This window comes from Rhizorhabdus argentea, from assembly GCF_037861105.1.
Classification (GTDB): Bacteria; Pseudomonadota; Alphaproteobacteria; order Sphingomonadales; family Sphingomonadaceae; genus Rhizorhabdus; species Rhizorhabdus argentea.
Genome location: NZ_JBANFK010000002.1, coordinates 174,122 through 195,531, shown reverse-complemented (window position 1 = coordinate 195,531; position 21,410 = coordinate 174,122). Strand labels below are relative to the sequence as shown.

17 protein-coding genes and 1 tRNA gene are annotated in these 21,410 nt (G+C 65.0%); 12 read left to right on the top strand and 6 right to left on the bottom strand.

All coding sequences use genetic code 11. The features are described 5' to 3' along the window. Positions 1-83 precede the first annotated feature (83 nt). Both AAC645_RS02390 and AAC645_RS02385 read right to left on the bottom strand, forming a co-directional pair. A complete protein-coding gene (locus AAC645_RS02390; RefSeq protein WP_340313546.1) occupies positions 84-1,580 on the bottom strand; it encodes a TolC family outer membrane protein in 1,497 nt (498 codons plus the stop codon). 4 nt (positions 1,581-1,584) lie between these two features. Continuing rightward, positions 1,585-2,229 (bottom strand): protein-L-isoaspartate O-methyltransferase family protein, encoded by a 645-nt coding sequence (locus tag AAC645_RS02385; protein WP_340313545.1) that lies wholly within the window; start codon positions 2,227-2,229, stop codon positions 1,585-1,587. 171 nt (positions 2,230-2,400) lie between these two features. Between AAC645_RS02385 and AAC645_RS02380 the strand changes: the two genes are divergently transcribed. The 12 genes from AAC645_RS02380 to AAC645_RS02325 all read left to right on the top strand — a co-directional run bounded on the left by AAC645_RS02380 (position 2,401) and on the right by AAC645_RS02325 (position 15,944). Continuing rightward, positions 2,401-2,474: transfer RNA gene (locus AAC645_RS02380), tRNA-Cys, on the top strand. A 194-nt stretch (positions 2,475-2,668) separates the two neighbouring features. Further along, positions 2,669-3,781, top strand: a complete 1,113-nt coding sequence (locus tag AAC645_RS02375; protein ID WP_340313543.1) for a calcium-binding protein — start codon at positions 2,669-2,671, stop codon at positions 3,779-3,781. Between the two features lie 501 nt (positions 3,782-4,282). Beyond that, the gene (locus AAC645_RS02370) at positions 4,283-4,786 is read left to right on the top strand and encodes a VOC family protein (protein ID WP_340313541.1); all 504 of its coding nucleotides are present in this window, start codon (positions 4,283-4,285) and stop codon (positions 4,784-4,786) included. 19 nt (positions 4,787-4,805) lie between these two features. Next, positions 4,806-5,612: an SDR family oxidoreductase gene (locus tag AAC645_RS02365; RefSeq protein WP_340313540.1), complete on the top strand. Its 807-nt coding sequence runs from the start codon at positions 4,806-4,808 to the stop codon at positions 5,610-5,612. A 368-nt stretch (positions 5,613-5,980) separates the two neighbouring features. Beyond that, on the top strand, positions 5,981-7,666 hold the full coding sequence (locus AAC645_RS02360) for a tetratricopeptide repeat protein (RefSeq protein ID WP_340313539.1): 1,686 nt from the start codon (positions 5,981-5,983) through the stop codon (positions 7,664-7,666). Positions 7,667-7,790: 124 nt separating this feature from the next. Further along, the gene (locus AAC645_RS02355) at positions 7,791-8,786 is read left to right on the top strand and encodes a sensor histidine kinase (protein ID WP_340313538.1); all 996 of its coding nucleotides are present in this window, start codon (positions 7,791-7,793) and stop codon (positions 8,784-8,786) included. Positions 8,787-9,159: 373 nt separating this feature from the next. Then, positions 9,160-10,545 (top strand): phosphate ABC transporter permease subunit PstC, encoded by a 1,386-nt coding sequence (pstC, locus tag AAC645_RS02350; protein WP_340313537.1) that lies wholly within the window; start codon positions 9,160-9,162, stop codon positions 10,543-10,545. Then, the gene (gene pstA / locus AAC645_RS02345; protein ID WP_340313535.1) at positions 10,538-11,827 is read left to right on the top strand and encodes a phosphate ABC transporter permease PstA; all 1,290 of its coding nucleotides are present in this window, start codon (positions 10,538-10,540) and stop codon (positions 11,825-11,827) included. Before pstC ends, pstA begins: the two co-directional genes overlap by 8 nt. Positions 11,828-11,835: 8 nt before the next feature. Further along, the gene (gene pstB / locus AAC645_RS02340; RefSeq protein ID WP_340313534.1) at positions 11,836-12,615 is read left to right on the top strand and encodes a phosphate ABC transporter ATP-binding protein PstB; all 780 of its coding nucleotides are present in this window, start codon (positions 11,836-11,838) and stop codon (positions 12,613-12,615) included. A gap of 222 nt (positions 12,616-12,837) precedes the next feature. After that, entirely contained in the window at positions 12,838-13,851 is a 1,014-nt protein-coding gene (locus AAC645_RS02335; protein WP_340313688.1) for a substrate-binding domain-containing protein, read from the top strand. Between the two features lie 38 nt (positions 13,852-13,889). Further along, positions 13,890-15,398 carry an OprO/OprP family phosphate-selective porin gene (locus tag AAC645_RS02330; RefSeq protein ID WP_340313532.1) on the top strand — a complete coding sequence of 503 codons (1,509 nt, stop codon included), beginning with the start codon at positions 13,890-13,892 and terminating at the stop codon, positions 15,396-15,398. Positions 15,399-15,575: 177 nt separating this feature from the next. Beyond that, positions 15,576-15,944: a hypothetical protein gene (locus AAC645_RS02325; protein ID WP_340313530.1), complete on the top strand. Its 369-nt coding sequence runs from the start codon at positions 15,576-15,578 to the stop codon at positions 15,942-15,944. A gap of 147 nt (positions 15,945-16,091) precedes the next feature. On the opposite strand, the gene AAC645_RS02320 is transcribed toward AAC645_RS02325, so the two are convergent. The 4 genes from AAC645_RS02320 to putA all read right to left on the bottom strand — a co-directional run bounded on the left by AAC645_RS02320 (position 16,092) and on the right by putA (position 21,314). After that, positions 16,092-16,541 carry an SRPBCC family protein gene (locus AAC645_RS02320; protein ID WP_340313529.1) on the bottom strand — a complete coding sequence of 150 codons (450 nt, stop codon included), beginning with the start codon at positions 16,539-16,541 and terminating at the stop codon, positions 16,092-16,094. A gap of 33 nt (positions 16,542-16,574) precedes the next feature. Then, complete coding sequence (locus AAC645_RS02315; RefSeq protein WP_340313528.1) at positions 16,575-17,219, bottom strand: helix-turn-helix domain-containing protein; 645 nt, start codon at positions 17,217-17,219, stop codon at positions 16,575-16,577. 70 nt (positions 17,220-17,289) lie between these two features. Continuing rightward, positions 17,290-18,039 carry a prepilin peptidase gene (locus AAC645_RS02310; protein WP_340313526.1) on the bottom strand — a complete coding sequence of 250 codons (750 nt, stop codon included), beginning with the start codon at positions 18,037-18,039 and terminating at the stop codon, positions 17,290-17,292. Positions 18,040-18,215: 176 nt separating this feature from the next. Further along, the gene (gene putA, locus AAC645_RS02305; RefSeq protein ID WP_340313525.1) at positions 18,216-21,314 is read right to left on the bottom strand and encodes a bifunctional proline dehydrogenase/L-glutamate gamma-semialdehyde dehydrogenase PutA; all 3,099 of its coding nucleotides are present in this window, start codon (positions 21,312-21,314) and stop codon (positions 18,216-18,218) included. Between the last annotated feature and the right edge of the window lie 96 nt (positions 21,315-21,410).

Here is a 21,410-nt window from a genome sequence, read left to right as displayed (position 1 = left end):
GTCGGCTATGATGCGTTTGATGGAAGCCAGTATATCTTCCATCGAGGGTTCGGAACGCGGATCGGCCATGCACCCGATATAAGCTATTTCTCGGGGCTTGCCACTGGGCTGTGCGACGGGACCGCGGAAAAGCTCGGCTGGCCGAGCGTTGAGGTCGCGACCGGCTTTGGCCTGGGGTCGCTGTCCCAATCCCAGATGCGGTTATGGACCCGCGTATAGTTGGCGACCGGATCGTACAGTGAGCCGCCATCGAGCCCGAGATCCTTGGCCTGCGCGCGCCCCATCGCAGCCAGCAGGACGAACCCGGCCACATAGGCATCGCGCTTGGCCGAGACGAGCGTGGAGCGTGCATTGAGCAGCTCCTGCTCGGCGTTCAGCACGTCGAGCACGTTGCGGGTGCCGACCCCCTGCTCGGCGCGGACGCCTTCGAGCGCGAGTTCGTTGGCCGAAACCGCGGCCAATGATGAGTCGATCACGCCCAGTGACGCCTGATAACGCGAGAAGGCGGTGCGCGCGTCGGCAATCACCGCGCGCTCGGCCGCCGTCTGCGCCTCAGTCGCCTGGCTCTTGCGCGCCTGCGCCTGGCGCACCCGAGCGCCGGGCTCGCCGCCCTGGAAAATCGGGATCTGCGCCTGCACACCCAGCGTGGCGGTCTTGTCGATCTGCTTCACGCCCGCGGCGCCGCCGGCCAGCGTGCCGCGATAATCGGTATAGTCGCCGGTGCCGACCGCGGATATGCGCGGCATGCGCAGCGACCGGGCGATCCCGATGTCATATTCGGCCGCGCGCGCCGCCTGCCGCGCCGCGGCCAGATCGGGATTATTGGTAACCGCGATATCGACTGCCTCTTCGGACATCGCCGGAAGGCCGGGCAGCGGCGGCGGCGGCTCCAGATTGTCGGGGAACTTGCCGACCACTTCGAGATAGGCCTGGCGACTGGCGTCGAGCTGCGCCTGCGCCGACTGCAGGTTGCTGCGCGCACCCGCCAGCCGCGCCTGCGACTGGGCGACATCGGTGCGGGTGAGGTCGCCGACCTGAAAACGGTCGCGGCTCGCCTGCAGGTCGGTTTCGAGCACCTTCACATTGCCCGCATTGAGATCGACGATCGCGCTGTCGCGGATCACGTCCATATAGGCGGCCACGGCGTTGGTGAACACATCGCCTTCGGTGGCCTGCAGGCTGGCGCGGCCCTGCTGGACCCTGGCCTTGGCCGCGCCCACCGAATTGCGCACGAACCCGCCTGCATAGAGCGGTACGGTAACGGTCGCCGAGCCGACGAGCGCCTCCTTGGGCGAGGTAAAGCTGTTAGCCGAGCGCTTGACGAATTTATTGTAGCTCGCGGCTGCGCTGACATCGGGCAGGCCCTGGGCTCGCGCGATCGCGACATCCTCGTCGGTGGCGCGCAGTCCGGCGCGCGCGCCGGTCAACGTCGGATTGGAGGCGTAAGCCTGGCTGAGCGCGTCGCGCAGCGTATCGGCGGATGCCGCTCCGGGAAGGCCGGCGATCATCATCGCAGCGATCGAAACGCTCCAGCGGACCACCGGCGCCGCGCCCCCCAGGTTGAACTTCACCGAAGACATCCTGTCAGAAACTGAACGCAGCCGGCTTTGCGAAGCCGGGCAGACGGGCCGCATCGGCATCGGCAAAAGAGGTGATACCGAAACCCCGACCTGCACGAACCCCGGAAACGAGCCGCGTAACCCCCTCGTCGATCAGCGCCCCGACCAGCCGGCCGCCATCGGCGAGCTGGTCGATCAGTGTCTGCGGGATTTCCTCGACAGCGCCGTCGAGCACGATCAGCGAATAGGCTGCGCCATTCTTGCTGCCGGCCGAGAGCGCCGCCTTGATCCAGGTCGCGCCCGGCACGTTCTTCTTGCCCAGCGCGAACAGCTCGGGGTCTTCCTCGACCGCGACGATATCCGCACCGAGCTTCTCGAGCAGCGCCGCAGTGTAGCCGGTGGCGGCGCCGACCACGAGCACGCGCTCGCCCGGAGACACCTGCGCCTGGGTCAACAGCCGCCCCGTCACCATCGGCGGGCTGAGCTCACGCCCCTCGCCGATCGGCAGCGCCAGATCGGCATAGGCCAGCACCGCCTTGTCGGCCGGCACGAAGCGCTCGCGCGGCACTTCGCCCATCGCCGCGACGACGCGCGGATCGTTGACCCCGGTCGTCCGGAGCTGGCTGACCACCATGGCTCGACGCATCTGCTCGAAATTCTGCTCGGTCACTGGGCTTTCCCGCTATTGGTGTCTTATCCCTACAATACAGCAGGGCGAGGTTCAAGGCTTTACCGCGTCACTGCATCACCGCCAAGCGCGATTACCGCCCCCCGGATTGCGACCATCGCCGCCGATCATAGTTGACATTCCGCCCCTCTGCCGCCATTGCCGCGCTCCGCTGGCCCGATGGCGGAGTGGTTACGCAGAGGACTGCAAATCCTTGCACGCCGGTTCGATTCCGGCTCGGGCCTCCATCTCCCAAAACATTGATCCGTAACGCCTGCCTTGTCGGCATCGGGGTATCGACGTTGCCGTCGGTTCGGACATCCATCGCGCGGGATCGCGCGGCGCTGCGAAACCGTGTCCAAAATGGCGCAAAACCGACGAATCCTTTGGTCCGCGTCGTTAATCATGGGCTAAGCTCCCGCGGAACGAACAGGGGGTAGTCATGGTACAATTCACAACCGGCGCGAGTGCGTATGTCGACTTCACGGATCTGGATCTCTCGCTCCTTCTGGACGGTGACATTGCATCACGGTCGTCGTCGCGGCTGGTCGTCGATGTTGACGTTGGAGACCATGTCACCTTTACCGGTTTCGGCTTCACCTACGACAGCTTTGGAGACCCGGTAGGCGGCACGATCACGGGCATATCGGAAACCATCTTCGGGCAAACCCTCTTCCAGATTACCGGCATGAACACACAGGTCGGCCAGTTCGTCGACTGGGTAGTTCGCGGTGCCGACTTCGAAGCGATCGACACGATCCTGGCAGGCAACGACAGCATCACAGGTGGGGCATCCGATGATATTCTTATCGGATTTGCAGGCCATGACAATCTATCCGGCGGATTGGGCGCGGACACCCTCGTCGGCGGCGATGGGAATGATCACATCTGGGGTGATAACTTAACAAGCCCCAACCCGAACGACGGGGATGACGTCATCCTCGGGGGAGCCGGCAGCGACTATGTGCAGGGCAATGCAGGCAATGACGCCATAGATGGCGAGGATGGATCGGACAGGCTTGTCGGTGGCAAGGGAAACGACTTGCTGCTCGGCAGCAACGGTAACGATACCATCAACGGCAACTTGGGTGCTGACCATATCGACGGAGGCGCGGACAATGACTCGCTCCGCGGGGGCCAGGGCAACGACGAGCTCTTCGGTGGCAACGGAAATGACATCCTGTCGGGGGATCTCGGCACCGACACCCTGACCGGAGGCAATGGCTCGGACCTTTTTGTGGTTTCGGGACAGGGTTCGATGGTCAGCGCCGGCCCTGATCGCATCGCCGACTTCGTAGACGGTGCGGATCGCATTTCGGTCGGGTACACCCCCGCCATTGTGCTTACGGGCGCAGTACAATCGAGCCTCACCGCGGCAGCTGCTGCCGCTCAGCAGCTTTTCGACGCCCGCGGGGGCAATGGCGAAGTGGCGGCCCTGGCCGTCGGCAGCGATACCTATCTGTTCTATTCGAGCAACGGCGGGGCGTCCGCGGACTCGGCGGTTCTGGTGGCGAATGTCGGATCGAGCGTCTTCACCATTGCCGACTTCGGTTAGTCGCAGTCACGGGGCGTAGCTGATCCCAGCGCCATGCCAGTTCGACCTGATCCGCCCGATACGTCGTCGGGGTCCGGCGAGCCCACAGCCCGCCAACCCTGACGACGACATAGTCATACTGTCTTTGTCATACTGTCTTTAGTGAAGGTTCCGGGACTTTCCGGTCCCCAGACTTCAGAATTCCTGGCCCAGCCTGACACCGTAGGTTCTCGGCTCGCGTGCCGTGGCGAAGGACCACAGACCGGCCACGGTGAAGGCCGATGTCGCGCCGCGATGGTTGGCGAGGTTGCGGCCGAACACCTGTGCAAAACATCAGTTCCCGTTGGAATGCCCCATATTCTACTGCGAAGCGAACCAGCATCATACGCCGCATGCGGTGATCGAGTTCTACGCGGATGGCGGACCTTCTACGCGCTTGTCGCCAAGGCAGCTCATGATTTCGACAGCGTCAGCCGGATAGGCGAGATCGCTCTGGAATGGAAAAAATGACGAGGAGAATGGATGATGATCACGGGCATCCATCATGTCGCGATCTCTACGCCGGATATCGACCGGCTGACGGCCTTCTACCGCGACGTGATCGGGTTCGAGGTCGCCTATGATGGCGGCTGGGATGAACCCATAGCCGCGATCGATGCGATGATGGAGCTGGATGATGTCATCTCCCGCGTCGTGATGATGCGCACGGGCACGGGCTTCCTGGAACTCTTCCAGTTCTCGTCGCCGGAGCCCCAGCCGGGCGATGCCAGGCGTCCCGTGATCAACCACGGCATCACCCACCTGGCGCTCAACGTGACAGACGCGAAGGCGGAATATGAGCGGCTGAAGGCGGCCGGCATGGTGTTTCACTGCCCTCCGATCGAGTCCGGCATGCCCGTGACCGGCACCTATGGCCGCGATCCCGACGGCAATGTCATCGAAATCCTCGAGATTCGCGATGAGGATTGGCCGTTCCACTTCGCCAACCGCCGGCTGAAGCACGCCAGCGCAACCCCGTCCGCATGATCTGAAAGGCAGGTATCGCATGGCTGGAAGGCTAAAAGATAAGGGCGCGATCGTTCTCGGCGCGGCCAATCGCGACAATATGGCGCAGGTAATCGCTCGTCGCCTCGTTCAGGAGGGCGCCTCCGTCGTCGTCGCCGGCCGCAAGATGGATGAACTCGATCGCTTCGCAGGCGAGATCGGCGGCCATGCAATACGATGCGACATCACCCGGCGCGACGAGGTCTTTGCGCTGGCGGCCCAGGGGAAGGAAAGGCTCGGGCGACTGGACATAGCCGTGAACGCTACCGGCTGGGGCCTTCTGACCGGCTTCCTCCAAACCACCGAGGAAGAGTTCGAGCAGATGAGCGCGCTCCAGTTCAAGGGACCATTTCTGTTCATGCAGGCAATGATCGAGGCGATGGATCAGGGCGGCTCGATCATCCAGATCAGCTCTGCGACCGCGAAGATCATGCTGAACGACCACGCCGCCTATATGGGCGCGAAGGCGGGCACGGATCACATGGTCCGCGTCGCCGCCCATGAATTCGGATCGCGGGGCATCCGGGTGAACTCGATTTCGCCTGGCCTCACCGCGACACCGATGACGTCCGATGCCCTGGCCGTTCCGGGTATCGCCGAAGCATTCCTGCCCGGCTACCCGCTGGGCCGCGTGGGCACCGCGGACGACATCGCGGCGGCCTGCGTTTTCGTCGCATCCGACGAATGCTTCATGACAGGCGAGAATTTGCAGGTGAACGGAGGGCTGACATTGCGCCGAAATCCCACGCGCGAGGAGATCGCCGCCTCCGTCGAGGCGCACGGCCAAGCCGCACAACCGGCGGCCTGAGCGATCCCCTCATCGCGCGCATCGGGCGTGGAGGGACCTGCACTTCTTGATGCCTGGAGCAGTGGAAAGGCCGATCGCCCGGTGGTGGGGGCCAAAAGGACGATCGGCCAATTTCGCCAGATATGGACGGCGAGGCATCCTCTTTCGGGAGAATGCCTCGCCGCCGGATGGCTGACAGCGTGATGCTGCTAAACCGCTGCTGCGGACAACCCGTCGAGTTGGGCAGTGTCTAGCCGTCTCTGTTACCGTTACACCGTAGCACCGGCCCCGGCTGAAATCGGCGGTGACACCCGCGGGTATTCGCGCTACCTGCCGTCTTCGACATGAGTGATATGGGTGAGTTGGCGACCAATCGCTTGGATGGGGATATGCCTCCACCCCCTGCGGGTTCAGCCGCACACAGCGCAGAGATGATGTGCCGCGAGCTGCAGTCGGTGATTGCCTCGCCGGACTTCGCGCGGGCTCCGATCATGAAGCGCCTGCTGTCGTTCCTGGTCGGCGAAACGGTGGCGGGCCGCGGCGACCAGCTGAAAGCCTATTCCGTGGCGGTGGATGGCCTGGGCCGCGCGCCGGACTATGACGCGCGGGCAGACAGCTATCCGCGTGTGCAGGTCGGCCGGCTCCGCCGGATGCTGGACAGTTATTACAGCGTCAAGCCGCCCAGCTGCGGGCTACGACTGACTATCCCCAGTGGGCGCTATCGGGTGACGTTGCAGCCCGTCGAAGCGGCGGCCGAAGATGCGGTCGTTGCGCCTCCGCCGCCCGTGCTTCCCATCGCGCCGCTGACCTTTGGCTGGCAGGCCGGAATGCTCATCGCCCTGTTGTTGCTGAGCACCGCTGCGCTGATTCGGATCCTGCCCCTGAACCTCAGTCCGCCGGACATCGGCCATGAACGTCCTGTGCTCGAGCTCGGCGCAACCGAAATGGCGAAAAGCGGCGAACTCGGCACCTTAGCCCGGGCGACCCTGATCAACGGGCTCGGCCGGAGCGGGATGTATGACTTCCGCGCCCAGCGCCGCTCGGGCACGGCGGATCCGCTCGCCATCCCGGCGCGCTATCACCTTGCAACCGACCTTGTCGGCGGCGAGCGCCCGCGCCTGTTCCTGCGCCTGACACGCCTCTCGCCGGATCGATTGATCTGGTCCGGCGACGTCAGCCTTTCGGCCGACCAGGGCATCGACAGCGAGGCGCTCGATCAGGCGCTGGCGCCGGCGATCGCCACCATCAGCCGCGTTACCGGGGTCGTCGCCGCCCACGAGCTGCAAGAACATGGCGGGCGGGAAGCGACCGGCTATAGCTGCCTGCTGCTCTATCACCGCTACCGCAAGGAGCGCACCGACGACGATCTCGATCATGTCAGCACCTGCGTCGAGCGCAGCATCAACCTGGATCCCAACAACGCCGAGCTCCAGGCCGCCGCGGCCCAGCTATCCATCGAGAAGATGGTGAGTTCGGACACCGATCCCGCCGAGCGGCCGGCGCTGCTGCTCACCGCACAACGCCATGCGCAGATCTCGGGATCGATCGATCCGCTCAACCCGTGGGGCAATGCAGCGCGAGCGCGGATCGCCGTGGTGCGAAAGGCATGTTCCCAGGCGGTTGCCTTCGGGCTTCGCGCGGCCGCGCAGCAGCCTTATGATCCGGCTCTGCTTTCTGACGCGGGCGTCTATCTTCTCGACTGCGGCGATACGCGGGCTGAGGAACTCATCCGCCGCGCCATCGCGCTCGACGACAATCCCGATGGTCGTTTCTATGCTCCGCTGCTGCTGCTCGCGATCGGCCGTGACGACACGAGGCTGGCCCAGGAGGCCCTGTCGCACATGTCTCCGCCGCTGTTCGGACGGCATGGCCGATTCTATCTGGTGAGCGCGGCTGGATATGCGATGATCGGCGATCTGCCGCGCGCGCGTGTCGCCTGGACGGAGCTCAAGAGGATCGGCGTGCCCATCGCACAGGACCCGCAGGGTTTCCTGGCGCGGCTGGGCTATGATGCCGGAATCCGCGCCAAGGCACTGGACCATCTCCGCAAGGCCGGGCTGATTGCTGGCCGATAAAAAAATGTCGTCCGGCCGGAACGGCTTCCGCTGCGCACGAGACGGGGGTAACATGATGTTGCCGTAATGGGCGACGGCACGCCGGCGAACGTTCGCCCGGCATCGAGGAGCAGGGGTTATAGCGTTGATCGGGGATCTCCCGCACGGACTGACCGCGCGGAACGCCAAACTGTCGACCGACATCGTCATCGCGATGGCGGCAATTGGACTTGCCGTCATCGGACGCGCGCTCGTGGACATCTTCGCCCCGGGGGTCGTCGCTTATGCGTTCGTCTTTCCCGCGGTGATCTTCGCGAGCCTGATCGCAGGCGCGCGCTCGGGGTGGATGGCCACGGCGGGGTGTCAGCTGCTGATCTGGTATTTCGTCATTCCGCCGCGCCGCGATTTCGCGATCAGCACGCCCGACGCGATCGGCCTGCTCGTCGCCACCGCATCACTGGTGCTGACGGTGTGGGCGGTAGCATCGTTCCGCGCGACATCGATGCGGCTCCAGGAGGAGAAGCAGCGGCATGTCGAACTGCTGTCACTCGCACTGCGCGAAGTCGATCACCGTACACGGAATAATTTCCAGATCGCGTCATCGCTGCTGCTGTCGCAGGCCGCGGGCGAGGCCGACGACCGCCTGCGCGATGAACTGAAGCAGGCCGCCGGGCGGCTGCAGTCGCTCGCCGCAGCCTATTCGAACCTCGCGCTGAGCAGCGCCGACCTTTCGACGGTGCTGCTCCACGAGCATCTCCGCGAGATATGCGATCGCGTGCGCGAAGGCATGCTGCCCGCCGGCGTGTCGCTCAGCTTCGACGCGGAGCCCGTACAAATGCCGGCGCAGAGCGCGGTGGCGATCGCGCTGATCGTCAACGAATGCCTGACTAATACCGCCAAACATGCCTTTCCCGACGGCATTGGTGCCGTCGCTGTGTGGCTGCGCCCCGAGGGCGACGACGTGTTGATCACCATCGAGGATGACGGGGTCGGCCTGAACGATGCCGGCAGCGCGGGCACCGGCAGGAAGCTGATCGATCTGCTGGCGCGCTCTTTGAGAGGCCAGTTCCATACAAGCAGCGCAACGACCACCGATCGCGGAACGCGGTGCGATCTGAAGGTACCGCTGGCGCAGGACTGACGACAGCTCGACGGGAGCATCGCTATCCCGGTCAGCGCGAACCGCTCCGTCACAAAGTCGCGTGTGCGCTGCCCGACTCTTCGCCCCTCCCCCGAAGAGGAGGAGCTCCACAGGTTCCAGTCAGCGCAAGCCGGTATTACGTGCCGTTACAAGCGCTTGGCAGGCACGACACGATCTACAGCCGCGAACCGCCGGTCTGTCACGAAATTGCAACGGAAAGGTCGGTAAAGGGTAACCGGAGACGTTCAATACGCCTTTGCCATCGTTTCGGGCACATATTAAATTTCTGCCTCAACGCGACGTTGAGGCGGTAGAGTGGGCAGCCCATGGTCACCCATCCGCAAATACCTCGCCTCTCCCTAGAGAGATCTTTATGTCGTTGTCGATGATTGCCTTGTTAGTTTTGGCGTTGGGCGCGATCGCGTTCTGGACCGCGCGTTCGCGCGCCGCGCTGTTCAAGCCGGCAGCGGGCCAGCGCCTTCATTCGCGCCCCAACTATCATGGCGCGCATATGCTGTTGTGGGTCGTCCTGCCCGCGCTGCTGTTTCTCGCGATATGGAGCTTCGTATCGCCCCGGCTGGTGACACAGGCCGTGCTCGATGCACCATCGGCCACGCAACTGCCGCCGCCGGGCATCGAGCGCGACTCGGTGCTTGCCGAGATGCGCGGCCTCGTCGACGGCTCGCTCGAGGCGAGCTTCAATCCTGCCGCGGAGCAGCTGGCGCCGGTCTATCGCAGCGCTGCCGATCATTATGCGATGCTGGGCGGGATAGCGGCTGCGCTGCTCGCGCTCGCCGGCGGCGGCTATGCATGGACGCGGCTGCACCGTGATTTCCGCGCGCGGAACCGGGTCGAGCGCGTCGTAATGCTGGTACTGCTCGGTGCGTCGCTGATCGCGATCTTCACCACCTTCGGCATCGTCGTGTCGCTGCTGTTCGAGTCGCTTCGCTTCTTCCAGAGGGTTTCGCCGATCGAGTTCCTGTTCGGCCTCGAATGGAGCCCGCAGACCGCGATGCGGGCTGACCAGGTCGGCTCGTCGGGCGCGTTCGGCGCGGTGCCGCTGTTCTGGGGAACGATCTTCATCGGCGCGATCATCGCAATGATCGTCGCGATCCCGCTCGGGCTGATGAGCGCCATCTACCTCACCCAGTATGCCAAGCCCGGGCTGCGCCGCTGGATGAAGCCGGCGCTCGAGATGCTCGCCGGCGTTCCCACCGTCGTCTACGGCTATTTCGCCGCGCTCACGGTGGCACCCGCGATCCGCGACTTCGCGGCCTGGGCGCATATCCCCGGCGCATCTTCCGAATCGGCGCTCGCCGCCGGTCTGGTGATGGGGGTGATGATCATCCCGTTCGTCTCCTCGATGGCCGACGATTCACTCGCGGCAGTACCCCAGGCGATGCGCGACGGTTCCTTCGCGCTCGGCGCGACGCCGTCGGAGACGATTCGCAAGGTCCTCGTCCCTGCGGCCCTTCCGGGCGTGGTCGGCGGAGTGCTGCTCGCCGTCAGTCGCGCGATCGGCGAGACCATGATCGTGGTGATGGCCGCGGGCCTCGCCGCCAATCTCACGGCCAATCCCTTCGCCAGCGTCACCACCGTGACGACCCAGATCGTCCAGTTGCTCACCGGCGACCAGGAGTTCGACAGCGCCAAGACGCTGGCGGCCTTCGCACTCGGCCTGACGCTGCTGATCGTGACCCTCATCCTCAACATCATTGCCCTGCGCGTGGTGAAAAAATATCGGGAAGCTTATGAGTAGCGCCGCGGACCTGCCGGGCGGAGAGATGCCGATGACGATCGACGCGAGCGGCTGGAAATCCGACGCGATGCAGCGTCGCGTTGCCAAGCGTTATGCATCCGAGCGGCGCTTCCGCGCCGTCGGCATGTTCGCGGTCGCCCTGTCGGCCGGTTTCCTCGCCTTCCTGCTGATCAAGATGCTGTACGACGGCCTGGGCGGCTTCACCCAGACCGAGATACGGCTGACCGTCGATTTTCCAAGCATCGCCGCGGGCGTGACGCCCAAGGCGCTTGAGGGCGCGGGCGCAGACGATGCGCTGGCGACACTCGATCTGGAAAGCCTCGCGGCGACTTCGGCAACGGCCGCCTATGGCGAGACCGGGCCTCTGCTCCTGTCGGACGGCGCCTGGCTGTCGCTGCGATCGGCACTCAAGAACGATCCGTCGCTGATCACCCGAAAGGCCGATATCTGGGTGCCCGCCTCGATCGAGATCGACTCCGCCGCCAAAGGTGCGGGCGAACCCGATGCCGATCGCCAGCTTGCCGCGCTGAAGGCGAAGGGCAGTGTCCAGACGGGGTTCAGCACAACCTTCTTCACCGCTTCGGATTCCACCGACCCAACGGTCGTGGGGATCTGGGGTGCGTTCAAGGGAACGCTGCTGACGATGGCGGTGACAGCGCTGCTGGCCTTTCCGGTCGGCATGCTCTCCGCTCTCTATCTCGAGGAATATGCCCCGCGTAACCGCTGGACCGACCTGATCGAGGTCTCCATCAACAACCTCGCCGCGGTGCCGTCGATCATCTTCGGGCTGCTCGGCCTCGCGGTGTTCCTCAACTTCATGAACATGCCGCGGTCGGCGCCGATTGTCGGCGGGCTGACCCTGGCGCTGATGACGATGCCCGTCATCGTCATAGCCTCGCGCAATGCGATCAAGGCGGTGCCGCCCTCGATCCGCGATGCGGCCCTCGCTATGGGCGCCTCGCCGGTCCAGGTCGTCTTCCACCATGTGCTGCCGCTCGCCATGCCGGGCATCCTGACCGGCACCATCATCGGCATGGCGCGCGCGCTCGGCGAAACCGCACCGCTAATCATGATAGGCATGCGTGCCTTCATATCGTCGCCACCGACGGGGTTAACCGAGCCGGCGACGGTGCTGCCGGTGCAGATCTTCCTCTGGTCGGACGAGGTCAGCCGCGGCTTCGTCGAAAAGACCTCGGCAGCGATCATCGTCCTTCTGGCCTTCCTGATGACGATGAACGCCACCGCCATCTATCTCCGCAACCATTTCGAACGACGGTGGTAAACCCGACCATGCAAGAAGCAGCTATCACGGCATCGCTGAAGATGACGGCTGAGAACGTCAACGTCTTCTATGGCGAGAAGCAGGCTATCAAGGACGTGTCGATCGACGTCGACAAGGACAATGTCACCGCCTTCATCGGCCCGTCGGGCTGCGGCAAATCGACCTTCCTGCGCACGCTCAACCGCATGAACGACACCGTTGCAGGCTGTCGCGTCGAGGGCCGCATCGCGCTCGATGGCGAGGACATCTATGCTTCGGGCATGGACGTCGTGCTGCTGCGCGCGCGGGTCGGCATGGTGTTCCAGAAGCCGAACCCTTTCCCCAAGTCGATCTACGAGAACATCGCCTACGGGCCCCGTATCCACGGCCTCGCCTCGAGCAAGAGCGAGATGGACCATATCGTCGAGCGATCGCTGCAGCGCGCAGGCCTGTGGAACGAGGTCAAGGATCGCCTCCAGGAAAGCGGCACCGCATTGTCGGGCGGCCAGCAGCAGCGGCTGTGCATCGCCCGCGCCATCGCCGTCGATCCGGAGGTGATCCTGATGGACGAGCCCTGTTCGGCGCTCGATCCGATCGCTACCGCCAAGATCGAGGAGCTGATCACGGAATTGCGCGGCCGCTTCGCGATCGTGATCGTCACCCATAACATGCAGCAGGCCGCGCGCATCTCGCAGCGCACCGCCTTCTTCCACCTTGGCGAGCTTGTCGAATATGGCGGCACCGGGGATATCTTCACCAACCCGGTCCAGACCCGCACGCAGGATTATATCACCGGCCGCTACGGCTGATCCGCGACCTTCAACTGTAACAATAAAGCAGCGCGCGGCCGGGACACCGGTCGCGCGCTGTTCGATTCCAGGCCCTCCCGCACGCCCCGCTGTCACGCGATTGCAACATCGGCGTCACGACAGCTTCACAGGCCCTGCCTAGTGACTCCGCCCATGAGGCGAGTCGCCATTCGCCTCATCCACCTAAGGGGGAAGAAAATGTACATTCGTCACAAGGCGCTGATGGTCGGTGTCGTCGGCCTGGCCTGCATTCCAAGCATGGCCGCAGCACGCACGCAGATCCGCGCCGTTGGCTCCTCGACCGTCTATCCGTTCGCGACCGCGGTCGCCGAGCGACTCGCACGAGCCAATCCGAACATGAAGCCGCCCGTCATAGAATCGACCGGCACCGGGGGCGGCATGAAGTTGTTCTGCGCCGGCGTCGGCGAGCAGTTCCCCGACATCGAGAACGCCTCGCGCCGCATCAAGGCCTCGGAAATCAAGAGCTGCCGCGAGAATGGCGTGACCGAGATCACCGAGATCCAGGTCGGCATCGACGGCATCGCCTTCTCGACGGCGAAAGCCACGCCGATGAGCAACGTGACCCCGCTCGACATCTACAAGGCCCTCGCCAAGACGCCGTTCGGCAAGCCGAACAAGGCGAAGACCTGGAAGGACGTCAACGGCAGCCTGCCCGCAACGCCGATCCGCGTGTTCGGCCCGCCGCCAACTTCGGGCACCCGCGACGCCTTCGGCGAGCTGATCATGACCGCCGGCTGCAGCACCAGCCCCGCCATGCTCGCGCTCAAGAAGAGCGACGAGGCCAAGTTCAAGGCGATCTGCACCGGCGTCCGCGAAGACGGCGCCTATGTCGAGAGCGGCGAGAACGACAACCTGATCGTCCAGAAGCTCGAGAGCAACCCCGGCACGATCGGCATCTTCGGCTATTCCTATCTCGAAGAAAATGCCGACAAGCTGAAGGGCATCGCGATCAGCGGCATCGTGCCGACCTATGACTCGATCGCTTCGTTCAAATATCCCGGTTCGAGGCCGCTCTACATCTATGTGAAGAACGCGCACGTCCGCGCCATCCCGGCGATCAAGGCCTATGTCGCCGAGTTCACCAAGGACGCGGCCTGGGGCCCGGGCGGCTATCTGGTGAAGCGCGGCATGATCGCGGCACCGGCACCGATCCGCGCCAAGAGCGCCGCCGCCGCGCGCGCGCTGACGCCGCTGAATCCCGCAGAGATCAAGTAACGGCTCGCGTGGAAACGATTGTTAAAAGGGGAAATATCGTGAAAACTCAAGTTCATATGCTGCTCGTCGCAGCGAGCGCGCTGGCTTTCGCCAGCGCCGCTCAGGCCCAGGACACACCTGCTGCCGATACGCCGGTCGAGACCGTCGAAGAGCAGCCGGCATCGGCCGCCGACATGGAGTTCCTGAAGGCGCAGGTCGAGGCGCTGCAGGCGCAGGTCCAGCAGCTCACTTCTCGCGCCGCCAAGGCCGAGCCGAGCTGGAAAGGCGCCCCCCAGTGGGTCGACACCGCCGGCTGGAGCTTCAAGCCGAAGGGCGTGATCCAGTTCGACGCGGGCTATGTCTCGCTGCCGAAGAAGATCGCGGGCACGGTCGGCGTCGCAGGCACTAGCGCCGGATCAGGCGTCAACACCAACAATCTCGGCTGGAACACCCGTGCTCGCCGCCTGATCGTCGGCGCCGAAGGCAGCATGCCGGGCGGCTTCGGCTACAAGTTCGAGCTCGAACTGTCGCAGGGCGGCGTCAACTATGAAGACATGGTGATCAGCTACCAAAAGCCCGGCAGCCCGTGGAGCATCACGGTCGGCCATCAATATCCGCTGTCCAGCCTCGAGCTGCTGACCAGCAACCGCTTCACCACCTTTATGGAGCGTGCCGGCATGACCGACGCGCTGGGCTATGGCCGCCGCCTCGGCAGCACCATCGCCTATACCGACCCAGCCGGCCGTTTCGGCCTCGCCGGCGGCATCTATTCAGAGGACCTCGCCAACACCAACGTCGCGCGCACCGGCTGGCAGGCCAGCGTTCGCGGCTATTACTCGCCGATGATCGGCCAGGTGCAGGGCCATCTCGGCTTCCAGTTCCAGCACCGCGTAGCCCCCACCGACGCCGAGAATATCCGCTATCGCCAGCGGCCCTACACCCAGGTTTCGGGTGAGCGCTTCATCGATACCGGCGCCATCGCGGCGAAGGGCGATGATATCCTGGGCGGCGAACTTGCGGCGATCTACAAGTCGTTCCACTTCGCCAGCGAATATCAGCATGTCTGGGTTCGCAGCATCAAGCCGGGCCATGTCTTCGGCATCAACAACGCAGCCGGCACCACCAACTTCTCGATCGACGATCCGCAGTTCCGCAGCGGCTATGTCGAGGTCGGCTATTACCTGACCGGCGAAACCCGCGGCTACAAGGGTGGCAAGTGGGACCGTACCAAGGTTCTCCACCCCGTCACCGAAGGCGGCATGGGCGCCCTCCAGATCAACGCCCGCGCCGATTTCACCGATCTCAACGACAAGGTCGGCGGCCCGGCAACGGTGCTAACCGGCAACGGCATCACCTATATCAATGGTGGCGTCTCTAAGGGCTATGAAGCCAGCCTCATCTGGCTGCCGATGGATTATGTGAAGTTCATGCTTCAATACGCCCATTCGGACATCTCCGGCGGCCCTTCGGCGCGCGCCTTCTCGGGCTTCACTACGGCCGCTCCTGCGGGCTTCCAGCACAAATATGGTGTCGACGCCGTAACCCTGCGGTCGCAGCTCGACTTCTAAACAACACTCCACCCTTACTTGCGCACCGTCGGCTCATCCCGACGGTGCGTTTTTTTGTGTCCTCGACAGAATATCTTTCATGGCGACGGGCGCGGCTCTCTTGACGAACATGTTACCGAACGGTACCTGCATCAGCACAGACGTACCGATCTGTAACATATCGCAGGGTAGCTGATCATGGCCTATCTCGATCTTTCGCCGCTTCACGGCCCATCCAGAACCGCTTCCGCCATCGACGTGGGGCAGTTTTCGCCGACCGAACTGCGCGTCATCGACCTCGCCGAGCGGATCGACGCCACGGAGGAAATTGGCCCTGGCAGCCGGTTGGGCCGCTTCGTAGAGTGGGCGTTCGGCGTCCGCCTCGCGCGTCCGCTGGCTGACCCTCGCCTCGAGGCGTTACGCCGCTTCGCCTCGCTGGCACGGCACCATGCCGGAGACGTCGCGAAGGAGCATGTGCAGAGCCTTGTCGAAGCCGGCTACTCACACAGCCAGGCTTATGGCCTGCTCGCCTATCTCGGCCGCCGCCGGCGTGGAGCCATACACTGATCCGAACACCCCGCTGTTCCCTGCAGCGGGGCCGGGGGTGGGCGCCGTCCCCCCGCGGTGGCGATCCGGAAGCCCCTGAGCCGTCGATCGCCGGCCCACCCCCAAACCCTTCATATTCATTTCATTCAGGCTGGCTGGATCCGGTCCTCACATCGTCTTCACTATCGCCTCGAGCTGGTCGGTCGCGATGCCCCAACCCTGCTCGAATCCCATCGCTTCATGCTGTGCGAGGTCCTCGGCAGTCCAGTGGCGCACCCGGGCGGTATAGCGCGTCTTGCCGTCCTCATCCTCGAAGGTGAGGATCCCGGTCATGAACGGCTTTTCGGAGGGCTCCCAGGCGGTTGTGAAAGCATCGGTGAACACCAGCTTCTCGTTCGGAACCACCTCCAGATAGACGCCGCGGTTTGGCACCTCCTCGCCATTGGGTCCGCGCATGACGATCAGGGTCGATCCGCCAACGCGGAGGTCGGTTTGGGCCTTCGACACGCCCCAGGGTGGCGGGCAGAACCAGCGGGGAATGATATCCGGATCGGTCCAGGCTCGGAACAGCTTCTCGCGTGGCGCATCGATCAGCCGGGTCAAAGTCAATTCGTGCATCCCGAAACCCTCCTTGTCTTCGCCGCTGAGCGCTCAGGCTTCGCCGCGAGGGTAGATGATGATGGAAAGATAGCGGCTGGTCGGACTCACCAGGGCCTCGGGACCGTGAAGCGCGCCAGAATCGAAGAGAAGCGAGTCGCCCTCGCTGAGCGAGTAGCGCTCGCTGCCATGGCGATAGGTCACTTCACCTTCGAGCATGAAGATGAACTCCACTCCGCTGTGACGGAAGCTGGTATGCGGAACGGCGTTTTCGCGCAGCACGATCAGATAGGGCTCGACCACCACATCCCCGCGCAGCACATGCCCGAGCAGCTGGTAGACATGCCCGACCTTGGTGCCGCGCCGCTCGATGGTGAGCCCCTGCCCGGCCGGCACATAGGAACAGTCCTGCCGCTCCTCGAACGACGCGAACAGCGACGACAGCGGCACGTTCAACGCGACGGCGATGCCCTGTAAGGTCGACAGCGAAGCCGATATGCCGCCATTTTCGATTTTCGAGAGCATGCCGTTGGAGATGCCGGCGGCCGAGGCGAGATCGGACACCGACAGGTCGTTCTGCCGCCGCAGCTGCCGGATCTGTATGCCGAGCGCGCGCTCCAGCCTGCGCTCGGCCACCTGGGGGGCGCTGGATCCGGTAGCGAGGCCGCCGTCGTCGGCGGTGGAAAGGAGCTTGGCCATGCGACGACCTTAGCGCGCTTTGGCGCCGTGCCAAAGGGCAGCTGTGACCAGTTTGCCATGCATCTTCGAACTATTGCGAGGTCCAGCCCACCGCGTCTGCAACCCATGCAGCCCACCCGGCCAGCGCCAGGAACATCCCGAAGGGCAACTTCGATCCAGCGTCCAACGGACGGCGACGCGCCAGTTCGACAATGCACCACAACAGCCCCGCCAACGCCGCGCCCAGCACTACCATGGGCAGCATGCGCCAGCCGAGCCACAGCCCGATTGCGCCGAACAGCTTCACGTCGCCGCCGCCCATGCCTTCACGGTGGCGAAGCAAGCGGTAGCCATGGCGGATCATCGCGAAGAAGACGAAGGCAGCAGCGCCGCCGATCAGGCGGTCCGCCAGCGGCGGCGCCATACCCGCCGCGCCCGCCGCCAGCCCGGCGAGCGCCAATGCTCCGGTCAGGCGATCAGGCAGCCAGAAGTGCCGCGCATCGCATAAGGCGAGCGCGAGCAGCAGCCAGCCGAACAGCGCACCGGCGAGCGCATCGGCCGGATCCGCAGCGACGGCGAAGCTCAGGGCCCCGATGCCCGCAGCCGCGATCTCGGCAAGCGGATGCAGGCCGTCTATCCCGGTGCCGCAACAGGCGGCGCGCCCGCGCTGCAGGGCATAGCTGAAGATCGGGATCAGTCGCGCAGCCCCGATCGGGGCGCCGCAACCGTCACAGGTAGAGCGGCCCCGCGCTATCGAGCGGCCCCCCGGCCATCGGATGACCAGCGTCGCAAGAAAGCTGCCGATGATCGCCCCCAGCACCGCACCGGCCCAAATCAGCATCGCTGGTGCCACCCCTGCTCCACCCGTGTCATGCGGGCGTCACGCACTCATGCAATAGCGGAAGCCGCAAGAATAGTGGGGATCGTGATGCGCAATATCGGAACCTGCGGCTGTGGCCTGCTTGGGCGGCTGCTGATCTTCGCGACCCGCAACGCCGTCCGGCCAGACCCTTTGGATCAAAGGTTGAGCAAGGCGGGATCACCGCCTTGCGCGGTGATGTTGACCGACAGCGCCCGCTCGGTCGCATAGCGCAGCAGCGCATGCGGGCCGCCGGCCTTCGGGCCGGTGCCCGAAAGCCCCTCGCCCCCGAACGGCTGGACGCCCACCACCGCGCCGATGATCGAGCGGTTCACATAGACATTCCCCGCCGCCACCAGCGTGCGGACCTCCTCGGCGAAACATTCGAGCCGGCTGTGGATGCCCAGCGTCAGTCCATAACGGCGCGCGGCGAGCTTGCCGGCAACCGCGGGCAGATCGGCCGGATCATAACGGACGACGTGCAGGATCGGGCCGAACACTTCGCGTTCGAGGAAGTCAGCCGAGGGAATCTCCGCCAGCAGCGGTGCAAAGAAATCGCCGTCCGCGGGTTCAGCGCAAGCGTGCAGGATAACCGCCTCGCGCTTCAGCCGCTCATAGTGCGCCACAAGCGCAGCCTTGGCGTCAGCATCGATCACCGGGCCGACATCCGTCGCTGGATCGGTGGGATCGCCGATGGCCAGCGCGTCCATCGCGCCCTTGATCGTCGCAATCAGCTCATCGGCGCTGTCGTGCGGCACGAACAGCAGGCGTAGCGCCGAGCAGCGCTGCCCGGCCGAGCCGAAGGCAGACAGGATGACGTCGTCGACGACCTGTTCCCTGAGGGCGGTCGTGTCGACGAACATGCCGTTCAGGCCGCCCGTCTCGGCGATGAAAGGGACGATCGGTCCGTCGCGCGCGGCGATCTGGCGATTGATCGCCCAGGCCGTCTCGGTACCGCCGGTAAACGCGACGCCGTCGATGCCGGGGTGGTTCACGATCGCGCCGCCGACCGCCGCGCCGTCGCCGGGCAGCAGCGCGAGCAGCGCCGGATCGAGCCCTGCCTTGTGGAACAGGCGGACGGCGCGCGCGGCGATCAGCGGCGTCTGCTCGGCCGGCTTCGCGAGTACGGCGTTGCCGGCGGCGAGCGCCGCGACGACCTGGCCGGTGAAGATTGCGAGCGGAAAGTTCCAGGGGCTGATGCAGGCGAACACGCCGCGCCCGACAAGCTCCATCTGGTTTACCTCGCCGACCGGGCCGGCGAGTATTGTCGGCGCGCCAAACAGCCGCTCCGCCTGCTCGGCATAATAGCGACAGAAGTCGACCGCCTCGCGCACTTCGGCGACACCGTCGTTTAGCGTCTTGCCCGCCTCGAGCGACAACAGGGCGACCAACGGGTCCATCTCCGCTTCCAGCGCATCGCCCATCGCGCGCAGGATCGCCGCCCGGCTGATGCCGCGCAGCGCATTCCAGCGCGGCTGCGCCTTGCGCGCGGCGATCACGGCGCGATCGATGTCGGTGGTGCTCGCTTCCGAAGAATATCCGATCACTTGGCCCCGACCGGCGGGGCTCGTGACCGGCTCGGCAGGCGCGGGGACCAGGCGGCCGTCGACGATCGCGCCGGCCGTTTCGCGTTCGCCGGCCATCAGCCGTACAGCACGTGCAGCCCGTTCGCGAGTGTCCACCAGCGTATAGTCGCGGCCGAGCGGATTCTTGCGCGCGGCGCCATAGATGTCCGTGGGCAGCGCGATCCGCGTATGGCGCGCGGGATGCGCTGCGACCGTCGCGATCGGGTCGGCAACCACCAGTTCGGCAGGCACCTGCTCGTCGAGCAGGCCATGGACGAAGCTGGTGTTCGCGCCGTTTTCCAGCAGGCGGCGCACCAGATAGGGCAACAGCTCCTCATGCCCGCCGACCGGCGCATAGGCCCGCAGCCGCAGCGGCCCGTAGCGCTTGGCCGCGGCCGCATAGAGCGCCTCGCCCATGCCGTGCAGTCGCTGGTGCTCGATCGTCACCCCGGCGCCATCGGCCATGCCGCGCACAGCGGCGAGCGTATGAGCATTATGACTGGCGAATTGCGGGTAGAGCGCCGGGCTGGCGTCGATCAGCGCCTTGGCGCAGACCAGATAGGACAGGTCGGTCGCCGCCTTGGTGGTGAACACTGGATAATCCGGGCGGCCCGCAACCTGCGCCTTCTTGATCTCGCTATCCCAATAGGCGCCCTTGACAAGCCGCACCATGATCCGCCGCCCGCTGCTTTCCGCCAGCGCGCGCAACGCCTCGATCACCGCGAGGCCGCGCTTCTGATAGGCCTGAACGACAACACCCAGGCCGGTCCAGCCGCCAAGTTCCGGTTCCCTGACCAGCCGCTCGATCATCTTCAGCGAGATCACCAGCCGATCGGCCTCCTCGGCATCGATTGCGAAGTTCAGATCGTGGCGGGCGGCGATCAGCGCGAGCCGCTTTACCCGCGGATAGAGCTCGTCCCAGACGCGCGCTTCCTGCACCGCCTCGTAGCGCGGCGACAGCGCCGACAGCTTGACCGACACGCCGTGGCCCAATTCCGGCCCAGCTCCGTTGGACGCCTTCCCCACTGCCTCGATCGCGTCGGCATAGATCTTCTCGTAACGGGCGGCGTCGGCGGCGGTGCGGGCGCCTTCGCCGAGCATGTCGAACGAGCAGAGATAATTTTCGCGCCTGGCACGGCCGAGCGCATCGCCGATCGTGCGGCCGAGCACGAACTGCTCACCCATCATCCGGACCGCGGCCGCGACCGCCTGGCGGATCACCGGCTCTCCCAGCCGCGCCGTCATCCGCTTGAGGAAGCCTCCGAGGTCGCGCTTCGCCTCGTCATCGACATCGATCAGGCGACCGGTGAGCATCAGCCCCCAGGTCGAGGCGTTGACGAACAAGCTGTCGGACTGGCCGAGATGACTCGCCCAATCCGCCGACCCGATCTTCTCGGCGATCAGCCGGTCGCGCGTCTCGGCATCGGGCGTACGCAACAGCGCCTCGGCGAGGCACATCAGCGCGAGCCCCTCGCGGGTGCCGAGCGAGAATTGCTGCAGGAAGCTTTCGACCACGCCCTGCTTGCGGGTGGCCCGCCGCGCATCCTCGACCAGCGCGACCGCTTCGGCCACGACCTCCGCCCGATCCTGCTCACCGAGCGGCTGGCGGTCGAGCAGACTGCGCACGACCTCGCCCTCGTCGGCATATTTACCGGAGTCGATGATGTCCCAGTTCGAAAGCAGGCTCGCCATATATCCTCCACCGTCGACAACCTGCCGACTAATCTCGATGATATTGCGGATCGCAGCGAAGGTGCTTCATATTAAGGCCCAAATATTCGAAGAAAT